A 22,968-nucleotide genomic window follows, 5' to 3' on the forward strand; every position below is an offset into this window, starting at 1 on the left:
TACATATTGTACTTTCCTTTCATCATATCAGATTTTGCTGTTATTTTTTAAAGAACTGCTGTAATTGATCGAGTAATTCTTCACGCGTCCACTCGAATGTTTCACCTGTCCGCCGTATTTTGACTTCCAGTATTCCTTCAGCCGCTTTTTTGCCGATGGTAATGCGGATCGGCAACCCGATCAGATCTGCGTCCGTGAATTTCACGCCTGCCCGTTCCTTGCGGTCATCGAGCAGCACTTCGTAGCGATTTGATTTAAGCAAAGCATAAAGCTCTTCGCCAAACTCACGCTGCACATCGTCCTTGACGTTGACAGGCACCAGATGAACCTCGTAAGGAGCAACAATATCCGGCCATGTAAAGCCGTTGTCGTCCTGGAATTGTTCCGCGACTGCAGCGAGCACACGTGACACACCGATGCCATAGCAGCCCATGATATAAGGCATCGCTTTGCCTTGGTCATTCAGGAAAGTTCCCTTCAACGGAACGCTGTAGGTGGTTCCCAATTTAAAGATGTGGCCGACTTCAATGCCTTTGGCAAATTGAATCGTGCCCTGTCCATCAGGAGAAGCGTCGCCTTCCTGGATAAAACGAAGGTCGTGGTAAGTTTCGACCGGAAAGTCTTTGTCCGGTGTAACATTTTTATAATGATAGCCGCTTTCATTGGCGCCGGTTACTGCATTGACCATGTTTTCAACTGCATGGTCCGCAAACAGCCGGATATTTGAAGGAAGATTGATCGGACCTAAAGAACCGATATCGCAGGACAATAGTTGCTGAACATCTTCCGGAGTCGCCATGTCGATGACTTTCGCGCCCGTCGCATGTTTGACTTTAACGTCATTGATGTCATGATCTCCTCTTGCTAAAACGATGACCAATTCATCATCTGCTTTGAAGACCAATGTCTTGATGCATTTTTCAGCAGTTGTATTCAGGAATTCAGCTACATCTGCAATGGTGTTCTTATCTGGCGTCGCCACTTTCTCCATTTCTTCCGGCGTTTCATCTGAGGCGGGATAAGCTACATTGACAGCCGCCATTTCAATATTGGCTGCATAAGAGGATGTGTCGGAATAGGCAATCGTATCTTCTCCAATTTCAGACAGCACCATGAATTCATGATTGTCTTTACCGCCGATGGCACCGGAATCCGCGATTACCGCACGGAAGTTCAAGCCAAGACGTGTAAAGATATTGGTGTATGCCTGCATCATGACATCATAGGTTTCATCCAGGCTTTCAGGTGTCGCATGGAATGAATAAGCATCTTTCATCAGGAATTCACGGCCACGCAATAATCCGAAGCGCGGACGCTTTTCGTCTCTGAACTTCGACTGGATCTGAAAAAGATTCAAAGGAAGCTTTTTATACGATTTGATTTCATCGCGAAGCAAGCTCGTGATAACTTCTTCATGAGTCGCTCCCAAAGCGAATTCACGGTCATTGCGGTCCTTCAAACGCATCAGTTCATCGCCGTACGAATACCAGCGCCCCGATTCCTGCCATAATTCAGCCTGCTGGAGTGCAGGCATGAAGATTTCCACACTGTTTGCGGCTTCCATTTCTTCACGGATGACGGTTTCTACTTTTTGAAGTACACGTTTGCCGAGTGGCAGGAACGAGTAGATGCCACTGGTATTTTGGCGGATAAAGCCTGCGCGCAGTAAGAGCTGATGCGATCTGACTTCTGCATCTGCCGGAGTTTCACGTAAAGTGGGGATAAAAGTTGCTGTTTGTTTCATTCCAAAATACACCTCAACTGACTATAGGATTTTTATTGATGGGTTAAAAGTTCAGGACAGGCAGTAATAACTGCCTGTCCGGTATTGCTTAATCAACTATTTAAAAGAAATACTTTTGAATATCATTCCAGGTGACGACGATCATCAGCAGCATGAGCAGCATGATCCCTACAAAATGGACCATCCCTTCTTTTTGCCGGTCAACCGGTTTTCCGCGTACCGCTTCAAGAATGAAGAACATCAGGCGTCCGCCGTCCAATGCAGGAAGCGGAAGCAGGTTCATGATCCCTAAGTTGATGCTGAGCATGCCTGCCCAGCTCATCAAGGTGAAGAATCCGTATTTGGCGACTTCTTCAGTCGTCTTATAGATCCCAACTGGACCGGATAAAGCATCAATCGTGAATTGGCCGGTCACCAGCATTCCAAGCAGACGGAAGATTTCCTTGAACCAAAAAACGGTCTGCTCAGCGCCATAGACAAAGGATCCGAGAAAATCTTTTTCTACCGGGCTTTGATACAGTACGCCGATTACGCCAATTTGTTCAGGTGACTGTTCAGATATTTCAGGAGTGATCGTAAAGTTCAATGCTTCTCCATTACGTTCAACTTCGAATTCAAGAGGATTACCGGCATTGTTCTGAACCGACTCCACCAGTTCATCCCACGTGCCGATCGAATTCCCTTCAATTTCGGTCACCAGGTCTCCATTCTGCATACCCGCTTCAGCTGCCGGACTTTCCTCCGTCACTTCAGTAATTACTGGCTCGAAGGTAGGAATCCCTTGCATCATGCCGAGTGCAGTGAATATCAGGAATGCGAGGATAAAGTTGAATAAGGGTCCAGCAAAAATGGTCATGAACCGCTTTCCGACTGTTTTCGAATCAAACTGCCGGTCATAAGGAGCCAAAATGGTTTCTCTCCCATTTTCCTCAACCACAGCATCGCGCGCAACGTCAATGCGCACCAGCTTTTCATCTTCATCATACCCTTTGATCCACAGCTCTTTTTCCAAATCCGCTTCTTCTACTTCAAGAAAAAGGATTTCCGGATAAACGTGCTTCTGGTTCATGATGATCTTTTTTGCCTGGCCTTCTTTATTCAATAAAACACCTATGCGATGGCCTGCCTGAAGTTGGATGGTATCCATATCTTCTCCGGCCATACGCACATATCCACCAATCGGCAACAAACGCAACGTGTATAGCGTTTCTCCTTTAGTGATGCCCAAAATTTTCGGGCCCATCCCAATTGCAAATTCACGTACCAGAATGCCGGCACGTTTTGCGAAAAGGAAATGGCCAAATTCATGGAAAAAAACTAAAGCACCGAAAATTATTATAAACGAGATAACTGTCTCCATTTCGAACCCATCCTTATAAACTTATTCGGTTTTGATCTTTAGTTATTTTAGCATGTTTTTTATAGATTTTCTTGTTTCAGCATCTACATGCAGAATCGTTTCAAGATCGGGGTTGGCCAGAACATCGTGCTGATCCATTGCCCGCTCGATCAGTTCATCGATCTGCAGGAACTTTATTTCTTCATTAAGGAATAAGGCGACCGCCTGTTCGTTTGCCGCATTCAGGACAGTAGTCATGGTTCCGCCTGCAACACCCGCATCGAATGCAAGCTGCAATGCACGGAAACGCACATAATCCATTTCCTGGAAATTCAACTTACCGATTTCAGCTAAGTTCAGACGGCTTGCTTGCTGTCGGGGAAGCCGGTCCGGGTAGGATAAGGCATATTGAATCGGTACCCGCATATCGGGCGTCCCAAGTTGCGCAATCACGCTGGTATCCTGGAATTCGACCATTGAGTGGATAATGCTTTCACGGTGAAGCACTACATCGATATCGGCATATGCGAAATCAAACAAAATATGTGCTTCAATCACTTCAAGGCCCTTGTTGATCATGGTTGCGGAATCTATCGTGATTTTCGATCCCATCGACCAGTTCGGATGATTCAATGCATCCTGTACGGTGACATTTTTCAGCTGTTCACGCGTCAAGTCACGGAAGCTGCCGCCGGATGCCGTTAAAATCAACCGGCTTGCCTGGTCTTTCTTTTCACCATTCAACGCCTGGAACAACGCCGAGTGTTCGCTGTCGACAGGAAGAATCGCTGCGCCGAACTGTTTTGCACTGTCCATCACCAAATGTCCCGCCGTCACGAGTGTTTCTTTATTGGCGATTGCTATGGTACGGCCAAGTTTAATCGCTTCCAGTGTCGGCTCAAGCCCAACACTTCCAAGTACAGCATTGACCAGAATATCGGCGTCATAGACAGCAATTTCAATCAGTCCTTCAGCTCCTGCCACAAAGGAGACAGCCGGATATTCAGCTTTCAGTGTTTTGGCATCTTCCGATTGCTGGACACATACAATTTCAGGAGTAAATTCAGCGATCAATTTACGGGTGATGTCCATATTTTTTCCGGCAGAAAATCCGATCAATGAAAATTCTTGCGGATGTTCGCGGATAATATCAGCTGTCTGCACACCGATTGAACCGGTTGCACCCAGCAGGATGATTTTCTTAACCATTCAGCAATTTCCTCTCTTAGATAAAATGTAAAAAATGAAGCAAAGGCATTACGAATAGAATACTGTCAAAACGATCCAGTATTCCACCGTGGCCCGGTAAGATCGATCCAGAATCTTTTACGTTAAAATGACGCTTTAAAGCAGATTCCACCAGGTCACCCATTTGTCCGAAGACAGATGCGATGATGGTGACGATGATGATCAGGAAGATCGAGTGGTTCAATGGAATGAAGTAATTGAAGATAAGTGCAATCCCAATCGCCCAGATGATGCCACCGACAAAACCTTCTATTGTTTTGTTCGGTGAAATTTCCGGCCATAATTTCCGTTTGCCAATTTTGCGGCCTGTGAAATAAGCACCTGAATCAGTGAACCAAACCACCAGTAAAGCAAAAATCAGAAAGCTGAGGCTGGCTTCACGCGTTTCGATAAAATAAAAGAAACCGATACCGACATATAAAGTACCTAAAACAGCGAAGGCTGCATCATCAAAAGTGAAGCTGTTTTTTACGATAACTGTATGTATCAACAGAAGAATGACGGCTAGAAATGCGAATTCGACTTTTTCATAGCCTGTCCATTCAAAAATCTGAACAGCCCATTGACTCGGCATCATGAAGGCATAAAGCGCCAATAAGGAAATAAGGCCGGGGATGCTCCACAAACTCCGGCCCTTCATTTTCAAGAGTTCCTGCAATGCTACGGTTCCCAGTAAATAAACCAACAGAATAAATGGAAGGCCTCCATAAATAACGAAGGGAATAAATAAAGCTGCAGCAATGACACCCGTTATAATCCGTTGTTTCATTTCACTTCGTCCCCTTTCAACCCTCCATACCGGCGATTTCGTTTCTGATAATTTTCAATCGCTTCCAGTAAGGAATCTTCATTAAAATCGGGCCATAAAGTTTCCGTGAACCAAAACTCTGTGTATGCCAATTGCCAAAGCATAAAATTGCTCAATCGAACCTCACCACTCGTACGAATCAGTAAATCCGGTTCCGGCAAGCCTTTTGTCATAAGCCCACCCGAAATAAGGTCTTCGTTAATATCACAAATGTCCAGAGTCCCCGCAGCAACTTGCGTGGCAATATCTTTGACCGCATCTACAATTTCTGCACGGCTCCCGTAATTCAAAGCGAAGTTCAGGACAAGGCCTGTATTGTCTTTAGTTGCTTCCTTCGCTTTCTTAATGGCTTTAAGTGTATGCATAGGCAAATTTTGATGGTATCCCATCATTTCCACGCGCACATTTTCTTCAATCAGTTCCGGCAGAAAGGTCGTTAAAAATTCTTCCGGCAAGCGCATCAAAAAATCCACTTCGATTTTTGGACGCTTCCAGTTTTCTGTGGAAAATGCATATAAAGTCAATACACTGACCCCAAGTTCATTGGCGAGCTTTGTCACCTTCCGGACGGTCTTCATTCCTTCATGGTGTCCAGCAACTCTTGGAAGCGAACGTTTTTTTGCCCAGCGGCCATTGCCGTCCATGATGATTGCAATATGAGCCGGTACTTCTTCGTTCGAAATCAAAACTGAGCGATCTACGTTTTCCAAGACCAAATCAGTATTTCGTTTTAATAGTTTATTAAACATAGTTAATCCTCCACCTATTACAAATCGGCATGTCTATTGCTTATCATATCAAAAAAAACAGCATTGTGCGCTTCTTTCAAGATACAGCATTTATTTTTGGCATGAAAAAGCGTCCTGCTTAACAGGACGCCAGACATGAAATGAAGTTCGATTTAAACTTCCATAATCTCTTTTTCTTTACCTTTAGCCATCTCGTCGATTTTCGCAATGTTGTCATCCGTCAACTTCTGAGTGTCATCAGTATAACCACGCAAGTCATCTTCCGTGATTTCGCTTTTCTTCTCCAGCTTCTTGAACTCATCATTAGCATCCCGACGGATGTTGCGGATGACCACTTTCGCCTCTTCCGCTTCTTTCTTCACTTGCTTCACAAGATCTTTGCGGCGCTCTTCCGTCAAGGCCGGAACTGCCAAGCGGATCACCGAACCGTCATTTGATGGGCTCAAGCCCAGGTCAGATTTAAGGATCGCTTTTTCGATATCACCAAGAACCGATTTATCGTACGGTTGAATCATGATCAAACGCGCTTCAGGAATGGAAATCCCTGCAACTTGGTTGACCGGCGTTGGAGAACCGTAATAATCGATCGTCAACTTATCCAAAATTGAAGGAGTTGCACGGCCAGCACGGATTGAAGATAAATCACGTGAAAAAGCTTGAATTGCATTGGTCATTTTAGATTTAGTGTCATTCATCACTGATTTCGGCATTATAATGTTCTCCTCACTACTGTCCCGATTTTTTCTCCGAGTACAGCTCGTTTTATATTTCCATTTTCCATAATTGAGAATACTACGAGTGGGATGTCATTGTCCATACAAAGTGTAGAAGCTGTCGAATCCATCACCTGCAAGCCTTGTTGAATCACTTCGAAATAAGAGAGTTCTTCGTATTTTACAGCAGTGGAATCCGTTTTCGGATCAGCTGAATAAACGCCATCAACATTGTTTTTCGCCATTAAAATGACATCGGCTTCAATTTCAGCCGCGCGCAATGCCGCTGTTGTATCAGTTGAGAAGTAAGGGTTCCCTGTACCTGCTGCAAAAATGACAACCCGCTTCTTTTCTAGATGACGGATAGCTCTTCTGCGGATATAAGGTTCAGCAACTTGGCGCATTTCTATGGACGAAAGAACGCGGGTTTCAACGTCTTGCTTTTCCAAAGAATCCTGCAAAGCCAATGAGTTCATAACTGTTGCCAGCATACCCATGTAGTCAGCTGTTGCACGGTCCATTCCCATTTCAGAACCGACTTTGCCTCTCCAGATATTGCCTCCGCCTACAACGACTGCAACTTCCACTCCAAGTTCCACCACTTCTTTTACTTGGCTTGCTACTGATTTGATGATTTCTGGGGACAATCCGAAACCTTGTCCTCCTGCCATTGCTTCACCACTTAGTTTTAATACAATGCGTTTATATTGCTGAACACTCATCGGTACCCTCCATTACATAATTATTGAAAAATAGGGAACACATACTCGTGTTCCCCAAGATGAATCATATGATAAACGTTCTTATTTTTTGTTAACTTGGCTCATTACTTCGTCAGCAAAGTTATCTTCACGTTTTTCGATGCCTTCTCCAACTTCGTAACGGATGAATTCTTTAACAGATCCACCTGTAGAAGCTGCAAAATCACGAACTTTTTGATCTGAATTCTTAACGAATGCCTGGTCAAGCAAGCAGATGTCTTCGAAATATTTACCAAGGCGGCCTTCAACCATTTTAGCAACAATTTTTTCCGGTTTGCCTTCATTCAAAGCTTGCTCAGTCAAAATTTTGCGCTCGTGCTCTACTTCGTCAGCAGAAACTTCGTCGCGTGATACATATTTAGGGTTCAATGCAGCGATGTGCATAGCGATGTCGCGGGCAGCATCTGAATCCGTAGAGTTTTCAAGTACAACAAGTACTGAAATACGTCCGCCCATGTGAAGGTAAGGACCAAAAGCGTCAGCATCTGTTTTTGTACGCACTTCAAAACGGCGCAATGTGATTTTTTCACCAATTTTAGCGATTGCGTTTGAAATGTGGTCTGCAACTGTCAAACCGTTAGACATTGTTGAAGCATTAGCTTCTTCAACTGTAGCCGGTTTAGTTGAGATCAAGTGCTCGCCCAATTCTTTTACCAAAGTCTGGAAACCTTCGTTTTTCGCAACAAAGTCTGTTTCTGCGTTTACTTCGAAGATGACTGCTTCGTTTTCTTTCACAAGAATTGAAGTTGTCCCTTCAGCAGCAATACGATCCGCTTTTTTAGAAGCGCTTGAAAGACCTTTTTCACGTAGGAAGTCTAGAGCCGCTTCCATATCTCCATCTGTTTCCACTAACGCTTTTTTGCAATCCATCATACCTGCGCCTGTTTTTGCACGCAATTCTTTTACCATTTGAGCTGTAACTGCCATGATTAAATTCCTCCTTTAAGATAGTGTAGCCATTTTCTCAAAAAAAGGTGATAAGAGGGGTTGGCCGCTTATCACCTGTGTAAATTGCGAATTACTCAGCAGATTCAGCTTGAGTTTCTTCTTCTTCTTCTTCCGGTTTTGACTCAAGCAAAGCGTCCGCCATTTTACCAGTCAACAATTTAACTGCGCGGATTGCATCGTCGTTTGCAGGAATAACATAATCGATTTCATCCGGATCACAGTTCGTATCAACGATACCAACGATTGGAATGTTCAATTTCATTGCTTCTGCAACTGCAATGCGTTCTTTACGAGGATCAACTACGAACATTACGTCCGGTAGTGAACTCATGTCACGGATACCGCCAAGGAATTTAACAAGGCGTTCGTGTTGTTTTTTCAACTGAACAACTTCTTTTTTCGGTAGAACTTCGAAAGTTCCATCTTCTTCCATGCGCTCGATTTGTTTCAAACGGTTCACACGTTTTTGGATTGTACCGAAGTTAGTAAGTGTTCCACCCAACCAACGTTGGTTGATGTAGTAGTTGCCAGAACGCTCTGCTTCTTCTTTGATCGCGTCTTGAGCTTGTTTTTTCGTACCAACAAAAAGTACTTTACCGCCTTCTTCGCCCACTTGTTTCATGAAGCTATAAGCTTCCTCCAATTTGCGGACTGTTTTCTGAAGATCGATGATGTAGATGCCGTTACGTTCCACGAAGATATATTTTTTCATTTTCGGGTTCCAGCGGCGAGTTTGGTGACCAAAATGTACACCAGCTTCTAACAATTGTTTCATTGAGATTACTGCCATGATTTGTTTCCTCCTGATAGGTTATTTTTTCCCTCCGCATTTTTCTTCTCTGAACCGTTACCCTGTTGGGCACCTACGACTCAAATCGAAATGCGTGTGTATTTAACACCATTTGAAATTATACCACGCTTCCCCTTTAGTCTGCAACATGTTTCTCTTTTTATATTTAAAGCAGCCATACAAAATTCCAGCGCCTCCAAAATGGGGGCTTTAAGTGGCGGAGCCTATGCTTCATACCAGCCAAAAAAGTTCAGTAAGTAATTTTGAGAAGTGTACGCTCATAAAAACTTCTGCTCCCATTTCTGCATCGCTGTGTCAGTCTCGAAACAATCAAAGAGATTTCATATTCAACTCCAAGAACAATCGCCCGGGATGATCCAAAAAAAATGTCCGCCGCAATGGACCTTCCCCATCTTCTAAGGATACAAAAAAGGAGCTGCCCCTAAAAGTCATTTACATGACCTTTTAGGACAGCCCCTTTCGAAGTTCAATTTAGTTCATTTTCAATTGTTCAAGTTCTGCCAGGAATTTCGTGTTCAATACTTTGATGTATGTCCCTTTCATTCCTAGAGAGCGTGATTCGATAACGCCTGCACTTTCAAGCTTGCGGAGTGCATTAACGATAACCGAACGCGTAATACCAACACGATCAGCAATTTTAGAAGCGACCAGCAAACCTTCGTTGCCGTCAAGTTCTTCGAAAATATGTTCGATAGCTTCAAGTTCACTGTATGAAAGTGAAGAAATCGCCATTTGCACAACAGCTTTGCTGCGTGCTTCTTCTTCGATGCGGTCGCCTTTTTCGCGAAGGATTTCCATCCCTACTACAGTAGCGCCGTACTCACCAAGAATCAAATCGTCGTCATGGAATTCTGCGTCTACACGTCCAAGAAGAAGTGTTCCAAGACGCTCGCCGCCGCCGTTGATCGGTACGATTGTTGTCAGTCCGTTTTTGAACAATTCACGTTCTTCCACAGGGAAGATCGTATGTTCACTGTTAACGTCCAAGTTCTCAGTCGTTTCCTTGATGTTCGAAAGTTTCTGGGTATACTCAAGTGGGAATTGACGCTCTTCAAGCATCCCTTTCATGCGTTCGTTCTCGATCTGCTGGTTGATTGCATAGCCCAACACTTTACCTTTGCGGCTTACTACGAAAGCGTTGCATTCAATTACTTCGCTTAAAGTCTCAGCCATGTCTTTAAAGTTTACTTTTTTGCCGCCTGCTGCTTCCAGCATAGAGTTAATTCGTCTTGTTTTTCCTAATAAATTCATTTAAATGAACCTCCTACATAATTCGTACCGTGTTTATTCAATATTCTAAAGGTTTTTACTCTTTAATGGAACTAATTCGCCTTGTTTTACAGAATAAATTGTGACAAGTCCTTATTCTTTGCCACATTTTCAAGTTTCTCATTCACATATTGGGGGGTTATGTCAATTTGTGCCGGAGAAATCTCGGAAGCTTCAAAAGACAAATCTTCCAACAAACGCTCCAGTATTGTATGCAATCTGCGCGCGCCGATATTATCTGTGTCTTGATTCACTTCATATGCAATTTCTGCAAGTCTGATTATTGAGGCATCATTGAAGTATACCACAACTCCCTCTGTTTCGAGAAGGGCTTTGTATTGATTTATTAAAGAATGTTTTGGTTCTGTCAAAATTTTGACAAAATCTCCGACTTCCAGCTTTTGCAACTCCACACGAATCGGGAAGCGACCCTGGAGTTCAGGAATCAAATCGGAGGGTTTCGACATATGAAACGCCCCTGCAGCCACAAACAGCATGTAATCTGTTTGGACTGCCCCGTATTTTGTAGAGACTGTTGAACCCTCAACAATCGGCAAGATATCGCGTTGCACACCTTCACGGGAAACATCAGCCGATGAAGAACTGTTCTTGCTGGCGATTTTGTCCATTTCATCGATGAAGATGATGCCATGCTGTTCAGCGCGCTCAATCGCTTCCGATGCCACTTCTTCATCGTCCACTAACTTAGCCGCTTCTTCAGTCGTCAAAATCCGTCGAGCTTCTTTTACCTGCAAACGCCGCTTTTTCTTTTTTTTCGGCATTAGCGATGAAAAAGCATCCTGCATGTTTGCGCCCATCTGTTCCATGCCCGACCCTTGCAGGGCATCAAACATGGAAAGTGAATTCTCCACCACTTCAACCGTTACCCATTCATCTTCCAACTTGCCCGCTTTTAAATCAGCGGCGATTTCTCTTCTTTTGACGCGGACTTCCACTTCTGCAGTCGGTTCTTCCTCTTCCTGCTCGAGCTTCTGGCCGAACAGCATTTCCAGCGGATTCTGGTTGGTCTGTTTTTTGCGCATCGATGGAGCCAGCAATTTTACGATCCGCTCGTTGGCTGCCGCCTCTGCCTGAAACTGGACTGCTTCGAACTTTTCTTCTTTAACGATTCGCACAGCTGCTTCGACTAGATCGCGCACCATGGACTCAACATCCCGGCCCACATAACCGACTTCCGTAAACTTTGTCGCTTCCACTTTGATGAAAGGTGCACCTGTCAATTTAGCGATTCGACGGGCGATTTCCGTTTTCCCGACACCGGTTGGACCGATCATCAGAATATTTTTAGGGATCACTTCGCCTCGCATTTCTTCATCCAACCGGCTTCTCCGGTAACGGTTACGTAATGCGATAGCAATTGAGCGCTTCGCATCTTTTTGGCCGACGATATACCGGTCCAGGTGGTCAGTAATTTGTCTTGGCGTTAAATCAGTTTGATTTTTCATTAGGACAATTCCTCCACTATGATTTGATGATTTGTATAGACACAAATGTCCGCTGCTGTTTCCAAAGCAGATTGTGCAATTTGTGCTGCCGTCAAATTATCTCCTGCATATTTTTTCAAGGCCCGCCCTGCCGCCAGCGCGTAGTTACCGCCTGAACCGATAGCAAGAATGCCATCATCCGGCTCAATCACTTCTCCAGTACCCGATACCAGCAGCAACTCATCTTTGTTCATGATGATGAGCATGGCTTCCAATTGGCGCAGCATCTTGTCTCCACGCCATTGTTTTGCCAATTCAACTGCAGCTCGTTGAAGATTGCCATTATACTCGGTCAGCTTTCCTTCGAACATCTCAAACAAGGTAAATGCATCTGCTACTGATCCTGCAAATCCGGTCAAGACCTGTCCGTTATATAATTTCCGTACTTTTCTCGCTGTATGCTTCATGACGACAGCATTGCCGAACGTTACTTGGCCATCACCTGACATGGCGCATTTTCCGTTATGTTGAACCGCAAATATCGTGGTTGCATGAAATTCTTGCATAATGAAATTCCCCTTTCTAAGCTCTCGGGTGTGAATTTAAATAGGTGTTCCGTAAATGTTCTTTGGTGACATGCGTATAAACCTGAGTAGAACTTAAATGGGAATGCCCAAGCAGTTCCTGCACAGTCCGGATATCTGCTCCGTTATTGATCAGGTGCGTTGCAAATGTATGGCGGATCATATGCGGATAGATGGAAGAATTGACAGAGGCTTTCTTCATGCATTCGCTCAAGATATGGCGAACCCCTCGATCAGTTACAGCCTCCCCACGGTTGTTCACAAACAAGTAGTCGTGCTTTTGGTTCTTCATCAGTTTAGGACGCGTATCCTCCATGTAATGTTCCAGAGCGTCCTGCGCAAACTGGCCATAAGGGATGTAACGCTCTTTTCTGCCTTTCCCCATGACTTTGACAATCTGCATGGTCTGATCCAGATCTCCCAGACGAATAGAGACGCATTCACTGACACGCATACCCGTCGCATACAATAGTTCCAGTAGCGCTGTATTTCTGATCGACAATTTGTCTTCACCCTGAACGGACTTAAAAAGCTGAGCCAACTCTTCTTCATAGAAAAATTGAGGCAGCCTCTCTTCTTTTTTGGGATGGTATAAAGACCTGAATGCAGCCTCATTCAACTCAAATTCGCGATTGCCGTATCGGAAAAACGAGCGGATTGCCGAGATTTTTCTGGACACTGTGGTTCTCGATAATTTAGCATCATATAGCTTTGTGACGTAATTTCGTGCATGTATATACTCGACTTCTCTAATATCAGGTACACCTTCAGCATTCAAAAACAGAAAAAAATCCAGCAGATCGTGTTCATAATGGTGGACGGTGTGTTCGGAATAATTTTTCTCCAATTGGATGTAGGTCATAAAAGATTCAAGCATCTTCTCTTTTTCCATATATGCTCCACCTTTCACCAAATACAAAAGCCTCTAAATTATACCAACATTTAGAGGCTTTTATCAATTAAACTGTCACTGTATTCATATAGTTTTGAATAGATGTCAATGCGCGATCTGCGTGTCTTTCTGCACGCTCCTGTTTCGAACGGATGCGCTCACCAAGATCCGGGAACAAGCCGAAGTTGACATTCATCGGCTGGAAATTTTTGCTGTCAGCCTCCGTAATGTACCGTGCCATGCTGCCTAAAGCTGTTTCAGCAGGGAATACCAGCAGTTCTTCACCCAATGCCAATTTCGCTGCATTGATGCCCGCTAACAGTCCGCTGCCCGCAGATTCGACATAACCTTCGACACCTGTCATCTGGCCGGCAAAGAAAATATTCTCATCAGCCTTCAACTGGTAGGTCGGCTTCAGCACACGCGGTGAGTTGATGAACGTGTTGCGGTGCATCACACCATACCGTACGATTTCCACGTTTTCCAAGCCCGGGATCAATTTAAGGACTTCTTTTTGAGGTCCCCATTTTAAGTGCGTCTGGAACCCGACAATATTATAAAGGGTTCCCGCAGCATCATCCTGGCGAAGCTGAACGACAGCGTAAGGAATTTTGCCTGTTTTCGGATCTTCCAGTCCTACTGGCTTCATCGGTCCGAAAGTCAGTGTTTTCTCTCCTCTGGCAGCCATGACTTCAACCGGCATGCAGCCTTCGAAATAGATTTCTTTTTCGAATTCCTTCAGAGGCACAACTTCTGCTTCGACAAGTGCCGTATGGAAACGTTTAAACTCGTCTTCTGTCATCGGACAGTTAAGGTAAGCAGCTTCCCCTTTGTCGTAACGGGATTTTAAATAGACTTTGTCCATATCGATGCTGTCTTTTTCAACAATCGGTGCTGCCGCGTCATAAAAATACAGATATTCTTCACCTGTCAATTGGCGGACTTTCTCAGCAAGAGCCGGCGATGTCAACGGACCGGTTGCTATAATCGTAATGCCTTCCGGAATCTCAGTCACTTCCTCATTGATCACTTCCACCAATGGATGGTTTCTTACTTTCTCGGTCACTGCCCCTGCGAATTCGTGGCGGTCCACTGCAAGTGCACCACCAGCCGGCACAGATGCACGGTCAGCAGAATCGATGATGACCGAATCCAATTTGCGCATTTCCTCTTTGATGACCCCAACTGCATTGGTCAAGGAATTGGCTCGAAGCGAGTTGCTGCAGACCAGCTCTGCAAATTTATCAGTATGGTGAGCAGCTGTCTGTTTTACAGGACGCATTTCGTATAAACGGACCTTTACTCCTCGTTTTGCGATTTGCCATGCTGCTTCACTGCCTGCTAGTCCTGCTCCAATTACGTTTACATACTTTGTCATTTCCAAACACCTCTATATGATTATTGAACTTCTTCTTTGTAGTCACAGCTTGTGCAATTGATTTGCACGCCTTTTTTCACTTTTTTCTCTACCAGTAACTCATTACATTTCGGACAAGGACGTTCAATCGGTTTGTCCCATGAAACGAATTCACATTCCGGATAACGTTCGCAGCCGTAGAATATACGTCGCTTCTTGCTTTTTCTTTCAACAATCTCGCCTTCTTTACATGTCGGGCATTTCACGCCGATATGCTTGACGATGGCTTTTGTATTGCGGCATTCAGGGAAATTGCTGCAGGCCATGAATTTGCCGTAGCGTCCCAGTTTGTAGACCATCGGTGAACCGCATAATTCACAATCTTCACCAACAGGCTCATCCTTGATCTGAACTTTCTCCATTTCCTCTTCCGCCACTTCGACGTTTTTCTCAAACTCGAGGTAAAATGCATCAATAATGGAACGCCAATCGATTTCGCCTTCTTCGACGGTATCCAGGTCATGCTCCATCTTGGCGGTAAACTCGATGTTGAGGATATCCGGGAAAAATTCAAGCACCAGCTGATGGACAATTTCACCCAATTCGGTTGGAATGAAACGTTTTGCATCTAATGTGACATACCCACGCTTCTGAATGGTGTCCAGTGTCGGGGCATAGGTTGACGGACGTCCTATTCCAAGCTCTTCAAGTGTCCGTACCAAACGGGCCTCTGTAAAACGCGGAGGCGGCTGTGTAAAATGCTGATTTGGCGTGACTTCAATCGCTTTCACGATATCGCCTTCAGCCATCTCCGGCAGAATATTATCTTTTTCTTCTTTTTGATCGTCAGTACCTTCAATGTATAGTTTCATGAAACCAGGAAACTTGACCTGCGAACCGTTTGCTCGGAATACCGCTTCGCCGTTTTGCAATTCCGCCATGACGGTATCGAGAACTGCCGGTGACATCTGGCTCGCTACAAATCGGTCCCAAATCAATTTATACAGGCGGTAAAGATCCCGCGAAAGAATACTCTTCATCGATTCAGGTGTCCGCATCACACTAGTCGGCCGCACGGCTTCGTGGGCATCCTGCGATTTTGCTGACTGTTTCGCAGCAACTTTCTGTGTAACGTATTGTTCTCCATAATTTTCGACGATAAAGTCAATTGTATCTTTTTTCGCTGTATCGGAGATTCTTGTGGAATCTGTTCTCATGTAGGTGATTAACCCGGTGATGCCTTCTTTCCCTACGGATATGCCTTCATACAATTGCTGCGCGAGCATCATTGTCTTTTTGGCACGGAAATTTAGTTTGCGGGCTGCTTCCTGCTGCAGTGAAGAAGTTGTAAAAGAAGGGGATGGATTTCTTTTTCTCTCTTTTTTCACTACCCGATTTACGGTGAAGTCTTTGCCTTTCATCGAAGCCATGACAGCTTTGACGTCCGCTTCGTTGTTCAATTTCATTTTTTCTTTTGTGTTGCCATAGAATTGCGCTTCGAATTTCTTCTTAGCCTTTTCGAATTCTCCGGTAATGGACCAGTACTCTTCCGGTTCAAAATTTTTGATTTCGTTTTCCCGATCAATGACCAATCGAAGTGCTACAGATTGTACACGCCCAGCTGAAAGGCCTTTTTTCACTTTTTTCCAAAGCAAAGGGCTGATGCTGTAGCCGACGAGACGATCCAGAATACGGCGCGCTTGCTGTGCATCGACTAAATCCATGTCGATCTTACGCGGATGCTTGAACGATTCTTTTATGGCATCCTTGGTGATTTCGTTGAATACTACACGGCAATCTGAGGATTGATCGATGCCGAGAGCCGTAGCCAAATGCCATGCAATCGCTTCCCCTTCTCTGTCAGGGTCAGCTGCGAGAAAGACTTTTTTCGCTTTTTTCGCTTCTTTTTTAAGATCTTGTAATATCGGGCCTTTGCCTCTTATTGTAATATAACGAGGTTCATAATTGTTTTCTACGTCTACACCCATTTGACTCCGGGGAAGATCGCGTAAATGTCCAAGTGAAGCACGGACTTTATATTTCTTACCCAAATACCGTTCGATTGTCTTAGCCTTTGCAGGCGACTCAACAATCACTAAAAAATCCGCCATAACTATTTCCTCCTCATAGAGGTTTCTCAAAACTGCTTAAAAGAATTACCTGTTGCAAAATGTATAACAGATTTTAGCTTAATGCAAGGCTTTTCATTTTTTTCATTGTTTTTCAGCTGTCATATGTTGGTATTCTTCTAGCACTTGCCAGCCGTTCCAGACCGGTTTTGCGCCTTCTGAAATCAATTTATGCGGTCCTTCGGATAAAAGCGATGAAATATCCCCTGGAACTGCAAAAATATCTTTTCCATGATCCAGCGCATGTTCAATTGTGCTCAAGGTGCCACTTTTTACGAGAGCTTCCGTAACCACAATTCCTCTCGATAATCCGCTGATGATGCGGTTCCTCATTGGAAAATTCCATTTTAGGGGCTTCATATAGGGCGGATACTCAGTTAAAACCAGATGATTTTCTTCTATTATATTGTTTAGTTCTGCGTTTTCTTTTGGGTACGGATGAAGAAAACCACTGCCCGTGACGGCGATTGTACGCCCGCCTAAATCAATCGTTTTTTGATGTGCCATGGCGTCTGCTCCAATCGCCAGTCCACTGACGATGATAAAGCCGTTTTCAAGAAGCGGCGGAATGATTTTCTGTATGGCTTTTTCTGAATAAGCAGAGGCTTTACGCGAACCGATAACGGCTATTTTTTGGGGTTCCGCCAACAAAGCGGCGTCACCTTTGGCGTACAGGACAGCGGGTGGGTCGATCAATTCCAGCAGGCTTCCAGGGTATAGGGGATGCTGATAAGATATGGGGAGTATCTTATGCTTGGCGTAGGTTTCACTTAAGGGGAATGTTAAAGTTTGCCGGTAAGAAGCTTTCAGTTTTTCTGCCTGATCCCGTTTTATATTCAAGAGCACCATCAGTTCATACGGAGATTTCCGCTCCAGCTTAGATAAATCTGGATCATCTGCCAACAGCGGCAATAATTTCTGCAAACTTTTCGGGTACACATAATGCAATGCCAATAAACGCTCCGTAAATTCTTTGTTCATTTCCTTCCTCCTCTTCTGTTTGGGCTAAATTAAAGCGCATCAGACTGCCATGCGCCTAAACTCCAGTTTAATCGGTTTTCCGTCCGCCGTAAACCCGGAGAATCCCAGAATATTCGGCTTCATTTTTTCATCCAAAAAACGTAGAGTTTCTTCTATATAAAAAAGGTTGATGCTGTCCACAAAATACAAACTCCAGATTTTATTCATGGGTTTATTCGTTTACAAGCAACTTTTAAAATTTTCCGAAATATACTTCCGCTACTTCGTAGAATTCTTGGATTCCTGCTGCGGATCGCGTTTAAAAAGGCTGTTTTAGCCTTGCCGTCCCTATCCGAACTAGCCAATTGAATCATCGTACGAAAGCGCTTGATAAATCGGCTCTAATTGCGTTTCCATTTGATGAATAATAAATTGCAGTCGATCTTTTTCACCAAATGAAACCACTTCGAACTCGTTACGTATGATTAGTAATTGATATTTACGGCAAAACAGAAAAACTGAAAAATTTTACATCGATATTTTTCTTATGCGTGTACTCTATAAGTTATTGTTCATTCAGCAGGTGGGTGTTCAGTGGCTGTCAGTGAAGAAAAAAAAGCTCGAAACGCTGTCTTTCCAGCATTTCGAGCTTTTTTTATTAATGGGTTTTACACTTGTCGTATAAACCTTTTTCTCTGATGACTTTAATCAAAGTTTCTCCGATAACAGACGGAGTATCTGCAACTTCGATGCCTGCTTCATTCATTGCTTTGATCTTATCAGCAGCTGTACCTTTACCACCGGAAATGATTGCACCGGCATGGCCCATACGTTTTCCTTCTGGCGCCGTTTGGCCACCGATAAATCCTACTACAGGTTTCGTCATGTTCGCTTTAACCCACTCAGCAGCTTCTTCTTCAGCTGTTCCGCCGATTTCACCGATCATTACGACTGCGTAAGTATCTTCGTCTTCATTGAATTCCTTCAATACGTCGATAAAGTTAGTGCCGTTTACTGGATCTCCGCCGATGCCGACAGCTGTCGACTGGCCGATTCCTTCTTCAGACAATTGGTGAGTCGCTTCATACGTCAATGTACCTGAACGTGAAACAACGCCGACATGCCCTTTTTTGTGGATATATCCAGGCATAATGCCGATTTTACATTCGTCCGGAGTGATTACGCCCGGGCAGTTCGGTCCAACTAGACGTGTTTTCTTGCCTTCCATGTAACGCTTCACTTTCACCATATCGAGTACTGGGATGTGCTCAGTGATGCAGATAGCCATGTCAAGATCAGCTTCAACAGCTTCAAGAATTGCGTCAGCTGCGAAAGGTGCCGGTACGTAAATTACAGATACATTAGCTCCTGTAGCTTTTACTGCATCTTCTACAGTGTTGAAGACAGGTACGCCTTCAGCTTCAGTTCCGCCTTTACCTGGTGTTACACCCGCAACGATTTTCGTTCCGTATTCAAGCATTTGCTTTGTGTGGAAAAGGGCAGTTGACCCTGTAATTCCCTGTACAAGCACTTTTGTGTCTTTGTTAATGTATACACTCATTTTTGTCCCTGCCCTTCTTTAGCCTACGAGTTCTACGATCTGTTTAGCGCCGTCTGCCATTGTACCGGCAGCCACAATATTAAGACCTGATTCATTAAGCAGTTTTTTACCGATTTCTACATTGGTTCCTTCAAGACGGACTACAAGCGGTACATCAAGGCTTACTTCTTTCGCAGCCTGGATTACGCCTTCCGCAATGATGTCACATTTCATGATACCGCCGAAAATGTTAACGAAGATTCCTTTTACATTCTTATCAGAAAGAATGATTTTGAAAGCTTCCGTTACTTTTTCAGCGGTCGCACCGCCCCCAACGTCAAGGAAGTTAGCGGGTGTTCCGCCGTAGTAGTTGATCGTATCCATCGTTGCCATAGCAAGTCCGGCGCCGTTAACCATACAGCCGATGTTCCCGTCCAAAGAAATATAGCTCAAGTCATACTTGGAAGCTTCAATTTCTTTTGAATCCTCTTCGTCGAAGTCACGAAGTTCCACAATGTCTTTGTGGCGGTAAAGAGCGTTTTCATCGAAATCGAATTTCGCGTCAAGCGCTAGGATATTGCCGTCGCCTGTTTCAACCAATGGGTTGATTTCAACGATTGAAGCATCTTTTTCGATGAATACAGTGTATAGGCCAAGCATGAATTTCGCCGCTTTGTTGACAAGTTTTGGCGGAATGTTCATGTTGAAAGCCATACGGCGTGCCTGGAAACCAGTCAAACCGATTACTGGATCGATAATCTCCTTGAAGATTTTTTCAGGAGTTTTCTCAGAAACTTCCTCGATATCGACTCCACCTTCTTCAGAGCCCATAAGAGTGACACGTGAAGTTTGGCGGTCGAGTACCAATCCGACATAGTATTCCTTTTTAATGTCAGATCCTTCTTCGATCAACAAGCGCTTGATCTCTTTGCCTTCTGGACCTGTCTGGTGAGTCACAAGAACTTTGCCTAACAGTTCTTTAGCGTATGTACGGACTTCATCCAGGTTTTTAGCGATTTTTACACCGCCGGCTTTGCCTCGTCCACCTGCGTGGATTTGTGCTTTCACCACGACAACGTCCGTGCTCAGTTCTTTAGCTGCCTTTACTGCTTCTTCCGGAGAAAAAGCAACGGTGCCGTAAGAAACTGCTACGCCGTATTGTCTGAGGAGTTCTTTTCCTTGATATTCATGGATATTCATCTGTCATCCTCCAATCAAACATCTCTATCGTAATTTTATTACCTTTACCATTGTATTAAAGTTGTCACAAAATGTCCACCGAAGTTAGCTGAGCCGATTAAATTCCTTTGCTTAGAACAGAGAACTTTTCGTTAAGAGAGATTTGACAGGTTCGAACGTCTTCCGATGGATTCTACACGGACCATGCTTTTCCAGTGCGGAAACATGCTCTTTTGTTCCATATCCAGCGTGTTTCTCGAAGCCGTATTGCGGATACTGGGCAGCATACTCTTCCATGAGGGCATCCCTTCCTGTTTTCGCTAAAATTGAAGCTGCCGCAATGCTCAAGCTCTTGGCATCGCCTTTGATGATCGATTCACACGGCATCGGCAGATTCAGCATCATGGCGTCAGCCAGTACGATATCAGGTGCAGGGGATAGCGCTAAAGCAGCTGCGGCCATGGACCCTTTTGTGGCCTGATAGATATTCACACGGTCAATTTCTTCCGGCGGCTGTATATGGACCGAATAACTGATAGCGATCTTTTTGATGATTTCCGCAAACTGGTCGCGTTTGGCTTTGCTCAACTGCTTGGAATCGTTCAACCCGATAAGGCTCGAGCAATCCTCCGGCAGGATGACAGCCGCCGTTACGACCGGACCAGCCAATGGTCCTCTTCCCGCCTCGTCGATGCCAGCCACAAGATCGGTTTCCGCTGTCTTGAATGCTGCATCAAACAGCAGCTTTGAGATGTGATTTTCCATCAGCTTTTCCCGCAGCACTTGTTTCCGCTGCCAGGAAGCCAATAGAGCCTGGACGCTTTTACGTGAATCGCTTTTCAGCTCTTCCATCCACGGCTGCCATTCCACCAGCCCATTCAGCTTATCTTTTATTTCATTCGTTGTTTGCATCTCTTCAACTTCTTCCTTCGATGATTTGACTAAACTCTATAGCTTATTTTCTGTATTGGTTTCGTTTCAGTTCCTACAGCCCAAAAAAGCTGCTCCTCAAAAATCGAGGAGCAGCTTTTTATCGAATGGAGCGAATCCTCACTCTTCTTCTATCATTTCATCTCTGTAATCGAATGTCACTTTGCCCAAATGCTGATTCCGGATATCCCGGACAATCACTTCGGCGGTTGTTTCATAATCGACGTCGCCATGCTGATCATAACAGCCTCGTTTTTTACCGATATGGTCAAAAGTGACGACGATTTCTTCATCGACATGATCGATTCCGTATCTTTCCATCATGCGGTCCGGATAACGTTCTTCCAGGAACTTCAACGAATAGATGGCCAACTCCTGCATCTGGATGACCGAGTCTTTGATTGCTCCCGTAACGGCTAATTTCAAGCCCGTTTCCGGGTCTTCAAACTTCGGCCATAAAATACCCGGCGTATCCAATAATTCAATTTCCTTGCCGACTTTGATCCATTGCTGCGCTTTCGTGACACCCGGCATATTCCCGGTCTTAGCCAGGCTCTTTTTCGATAAGCGGTTGATGAGCGTCGATTTCCCGACGTTCGGAATTCCGACAATCATAGCGCGGATGGCACGAGGCTTGATGCCTTTGGCGATCATGCGATCCCATTTCTCTGTCAGTATTTCTTTTGATGCTTTTGTTACCAGTTGCAGCCCTCTGCCTTCAAGGGAATTGATCGCTACTGCACGGGTACCTTGATCTTCAAAATATCGAATCCATTTTTTCGTTTCAACTTCATCGGCCATGTCCATTTTGTTTAAAATAATGAGACGCGGTTTTTGCTGAATCACTTGATCGATCATCGGATTTCGTGAAGATAAAGGTAACCTGGCGTCAACAAGTTCAAAAATAATATCCACCAATTTCAGCTTTTCAGTAACTTGTCTCCGTGCTTTCGCCATGTGTCCAGGAAACCATTGTATCGTCATAAAACCACTCCTTATTTTACAATTCCCGCTTCAGGCAACGGCCAGAAAACGAAACTTGTGTCACCGATCACATCATCAGTCGGGACCAATCCGATATGGCGGCTGTCTTTGCTTGCACGTCGATTATCGCCCATGACAAAAACAGAACCTTCCGGTATGATGCTTTCTCCTCCGGTCACATCCTCCAAAACAAAGTCCTCTGTCAGAGTACCGGTGATTCCTTGCTTATAGATATCCAGATAAGGTTCTTCCACTGCTTCTCCATTTATATATAACTGATCGTCTTCATAGGCTACATGATCTCCCGGCAAGCCGATGATCCGCTTGATATAATCTTTTTGCTCCGGCGCATGAAAAACGATGATGTCGAAACGGTCAGGTTCACCGACTGAATAACCGATCTTGTTGACGATCATGCGGTCCCCATGTTCCAAAGTCGGCATCATCGACTCTCCATCTACGACTATCGGCGTGAATAAAAAGAAACGGATAATTGCTGCTAAACCGAAGGCGATCAATAGAGCTTTGGACCATTCCCACATTTCATTCTTCTTCTTCACTTCAGTCTCCATGCGTGT

At 44.5% G+C, this 22,968-nt stretch carries 21 protein-coding genes; all 21 read right to left on the bottom strand.

Features of this window, described 5'->3' with window-relative positions; translation table 11 throughout:
• Nucleotides 1–40: 40 nt before the first annotated feature.
• A complete protein-coding gene (locus Q0785_RS08415; RefSeq protein ID WP_298828456.1) occupies nucleotides 41–1,744 on the bottom strand; it encodes a proline--tRNA ligase in 1,704 nt (567 codons plus the stop codon).
• Between the two features lie 100 nt (nucleotides 1,745–1,844).
• Nucleotides 1,845–3,104, bottom strand: coding sequence for an RIP metalloprotease RseP (gene rseP, locus Q0785_RS08420; RefSeq protein ID WP_298828459.1), 1,260 nt, complete (start codon nucleotides 3,102–3,104; stop codon nucleotides 1,845–1,847).
• A 42-nt stretch (nucleotides 3,105–3,146) separates the two neighbouring features.
• Nucleotides 3,147–4,292 carry a 1-deoxy-D-xylulose-5-phosphate reductoisomerase gene (gene dxr, locus Q0785_RS08425; protein WP_298828462.1) on the bottom strand — a complete coding sequence of 382 codons (1,146 nt, stop codon included), beginning with the start codon at nucleotides 4,290–4,292 and terminating at the stop codon, nucleotides 3,147–3,149.
• 16 nt (nucleotides 4,293–4,308) lie between these two features.
• A complete protein-coding gene (locus tag Q0785_RS08430) occupies nucleotides 4,309–5,100 on the bottom strand; it encodes a phosphatidate cytidylyltransferase (protein ID WP_298828465.1) in 792 nt (263 codons plus the stop codon).
• A complete protein-coding gene (locus tag Q0785_RS08435; protein ID WP_223633225.1) occupies nucleotides 5,097–5,888 on the bottom strand; it encodes an isoprenyl transferase in 792 nt (263 codons plus the stop codon). The genes Q0785_RS08430 and Q0785_RS08435 overlap by 4 nt, the downstream gene beginning before the upstream one ends.
• Before the next feature lie 152 nt (nucleotides 5,889–6,040).
• Nucleotides 6,041–6,598 (bottom strand): ribosome recycling factor, encoded by a 558-nt coding sequence (gene frr, locus Q0785_RS08440; protein ID WP_298828472.1) that lies wholly within the window; start codon nucleotides 6,596–6,598, stop codon nucleotides 6,041–6,043.
• Complete coding sequence (gene pyrH / locus Q0785_RS08445) at nucleotides 6,598–7,323, bottom strand: UMP kinase (RefSeq protein WP_223633229.1); 726 nt, start codon at nucleotides 7,321–7,323, stop codon at nucleotides 6,598–6,600. Before pyrH ends, frr begins: the two co-directional genes overlap by 1 nt.
• 81 nt (nucleotides 7,324–7,404) lie before the next feature.
• Entirely contained in the window at nucleotides 7,405–8,289 is an 885-nt protein-coding gene (gene tsf / locus Q0785_RS08450; RefSeq protein WP_223633231.1) for a translation elongation factor Ts, read from the bottom strand.
• Between the two features lie 91 nt (nucleotides 8,290–8,380).
• Nucleotides 8,381–9,100 carry a 30S ribosomal protein S2 gene (gene rpsB / locus Q0785_RS08455; RefSeq protein ID WP_215099839.1) on the bottom strand — a complete coding sequence of 240 codons (720 nt, stop codon included), beginning with the start codon at nucleotides 9,098–9,100 and terminating at the stop codon, nucleotides 8,381–8,383.
• 492 nt (nucleotides 9,101–9,592) lie between these two features.
• The gene (codY, locus tag Q0785_RS08460; RefSeq protein WP_223633234.1) at nucleotides 9,593–10,372 is read right to left on the bottom strand and encodes a GTP-sensing pleiotropic transcriptional regulator CodY; all 780 of its coding nucleotides are present in this window, start codon (nucleotides 10,370–10,372) and stop codon (nucleotides 9,593–9,595) included.
• 86 nt (nucleotides 10,373–10,458) lie between these two features.
• Nucleotides 10,459–11,856: an HslU--HslV peptidase ATPase subunit gene (hslU, locus tag Q0785_RS08465; protein WP_298828479.1), complete on the bottom strand. Its 1,398-nt coding sequence runs from the start codon at nucleotides 11,854–11,856 to the stop codon at nucleotides 10,459–10,461.
• Complete coding sequence (gene hslV / locus Q0785_RS08470; RefSeq protein WP_223633240.1) at nucleotides 11,856–12,401, bottom strand: ATP-dependent protease subunit HslV; 546 nt, start codon at nucleotides 12,399–12,401, stop codon at nucleotides 11,856–11,858. Before hslV ends, hslU begins: the two co-directional genes overlap by 1 nt.
• A 16-nt stretch (nucleotides 12,402–12,417) precedes the next feature.
• Nucleotides 12,418–13,311, bottom strand: coding sequence for a tyrosine recombinase XerC (xerC, locus tag Q0785_RS08475; RefSeq protein WP_298828483.1), 894 nt, complete (start codon nucleotides 13,309–13,311; stop codon nucleotides 12,418–12,420).
• Between the two features lie 67 nt (nucleotides 13,312–13,378).
• Nucleotides 13,379–14,689 (bottom strand): FADH(2)-oxidizing methylenetetrahydrofolate--tRNA-(uracil(54)-C(5))-methyltransferase TrmFO, encoded by a 1,311-nt coding sequence (gene trmFO, locus Q0785_RS08480; protein WP_298828486.1) that lies wholly within the window; start codon nucleotides 14,687–14,689, stop codon nucleotides 13,379–13,381.
• A gap of 20 nt (nucleotides 14,690–14,709) precedes the next feature.
• Complete coding sequence (gene topA / locus Q0785_RS08485) at nucleotides 14,710–16,779, bottom strand: type I DNA topoisomerase (protein ID WP_298828488.1); 2,070 nt, start codon at nucleotides 16,777–16,779, stop codon at nucleotides 14,710–14,712.
• 102 nt (nucleotides 16,780–16,881) lie between these two features.
• Nucleotides 16,882–17,778: a DNA-processing protein DprA gene (gene dprA, locus Q0785_RS08490; protein WP_298828490.1), complete on the bottom strand. Its 897-nt coding sequence runs from the start codon at nucleotides 17,776–17,778 to the stop codon at nucleotides 16,882–16,884.
• Nucleotides 17,779–18,415: 637 nt separating this feature from the next.
• Nucleotides 18,416–19,318, bottom strand: a complete 903-nt coding sequence (gene sucD / locus Q0785_RS08495) for a succinate--CoA ligase subunit alpha (RefSeq protein ID WP_223633257.1) — start codon at nucleotides 19,316–19,318, stop codon at nucleotides 18,416–18,418.
• 18 nt (nucleotides 19,319–19,336) lie between these two features.
• Complete coding sequence (gene sucC, locus Q0785_RS08500) at nucleotides 19,337–20,497, bottom strand: ADP-forming succinate--CoA ligase subunit beta (protein WP_298828496.1); 1,161 nt, start codon at nucleotides 20,495–20,497, stop codon at nucleotides 19,337–19,339.
• A 111-nt stretch (nucleotides 20,498–20,608) separates the two neighbouring features.
• Nucleotides 20,609–21,388 carry a ribonuclease HII gene (locus Q0785_RS08505; protein WP_298828499.1) on the bottom strand — a complete coding sequence of 260 codons (780 nt, stop codon included), beginning with the start codon at nucleotides 21,386–21,388 and terminating at the stop codon, nucleotides 20,609–20,611.
• Nucleotides 21,389–21,526: 138 nt separating this feature from the next.
• Nucleotides 21,527–22,390, bottom strand: coding sequence for a ribosome biogenesis GTPase YlqF (gene ylqF, locus Q0785_RS08510; protein WP_223633265.1), 864 nt, complete (start codon nucleotides 22,388–22,390; stop codon nucleotides 21,527–21,529).
• An 11-nt stretch (nucleotides 22,391–22,401) separates the two neighbouring features.
• Nucleotides 22,402–22,962 carry a signal peptidase I gene (gene lepB, locus Q0785_RS08515; RefSeq protein ID WP_223633267.1) on the bottom strand — a complete coding sequence of 187 codons (561 nt, stop codon included), beginning with the start codon at nucleotides 22,960–22,962 and terminating at the stop codon, nucleotides 22,402–22,404.
• Nucleotides 22,963–22,968 lie beyond the last annotated feature (6 nt).

It is taken from the genome of uncultured Planococcus sp., assembly GCF_947501725.1.
Taxonomy (GTDB): domain Bacteria; phylum Bacillota; class Bacilli; order Bacillales_A; family Planococcaceae; genus Planococcus; species Planococcus donghaensis_C.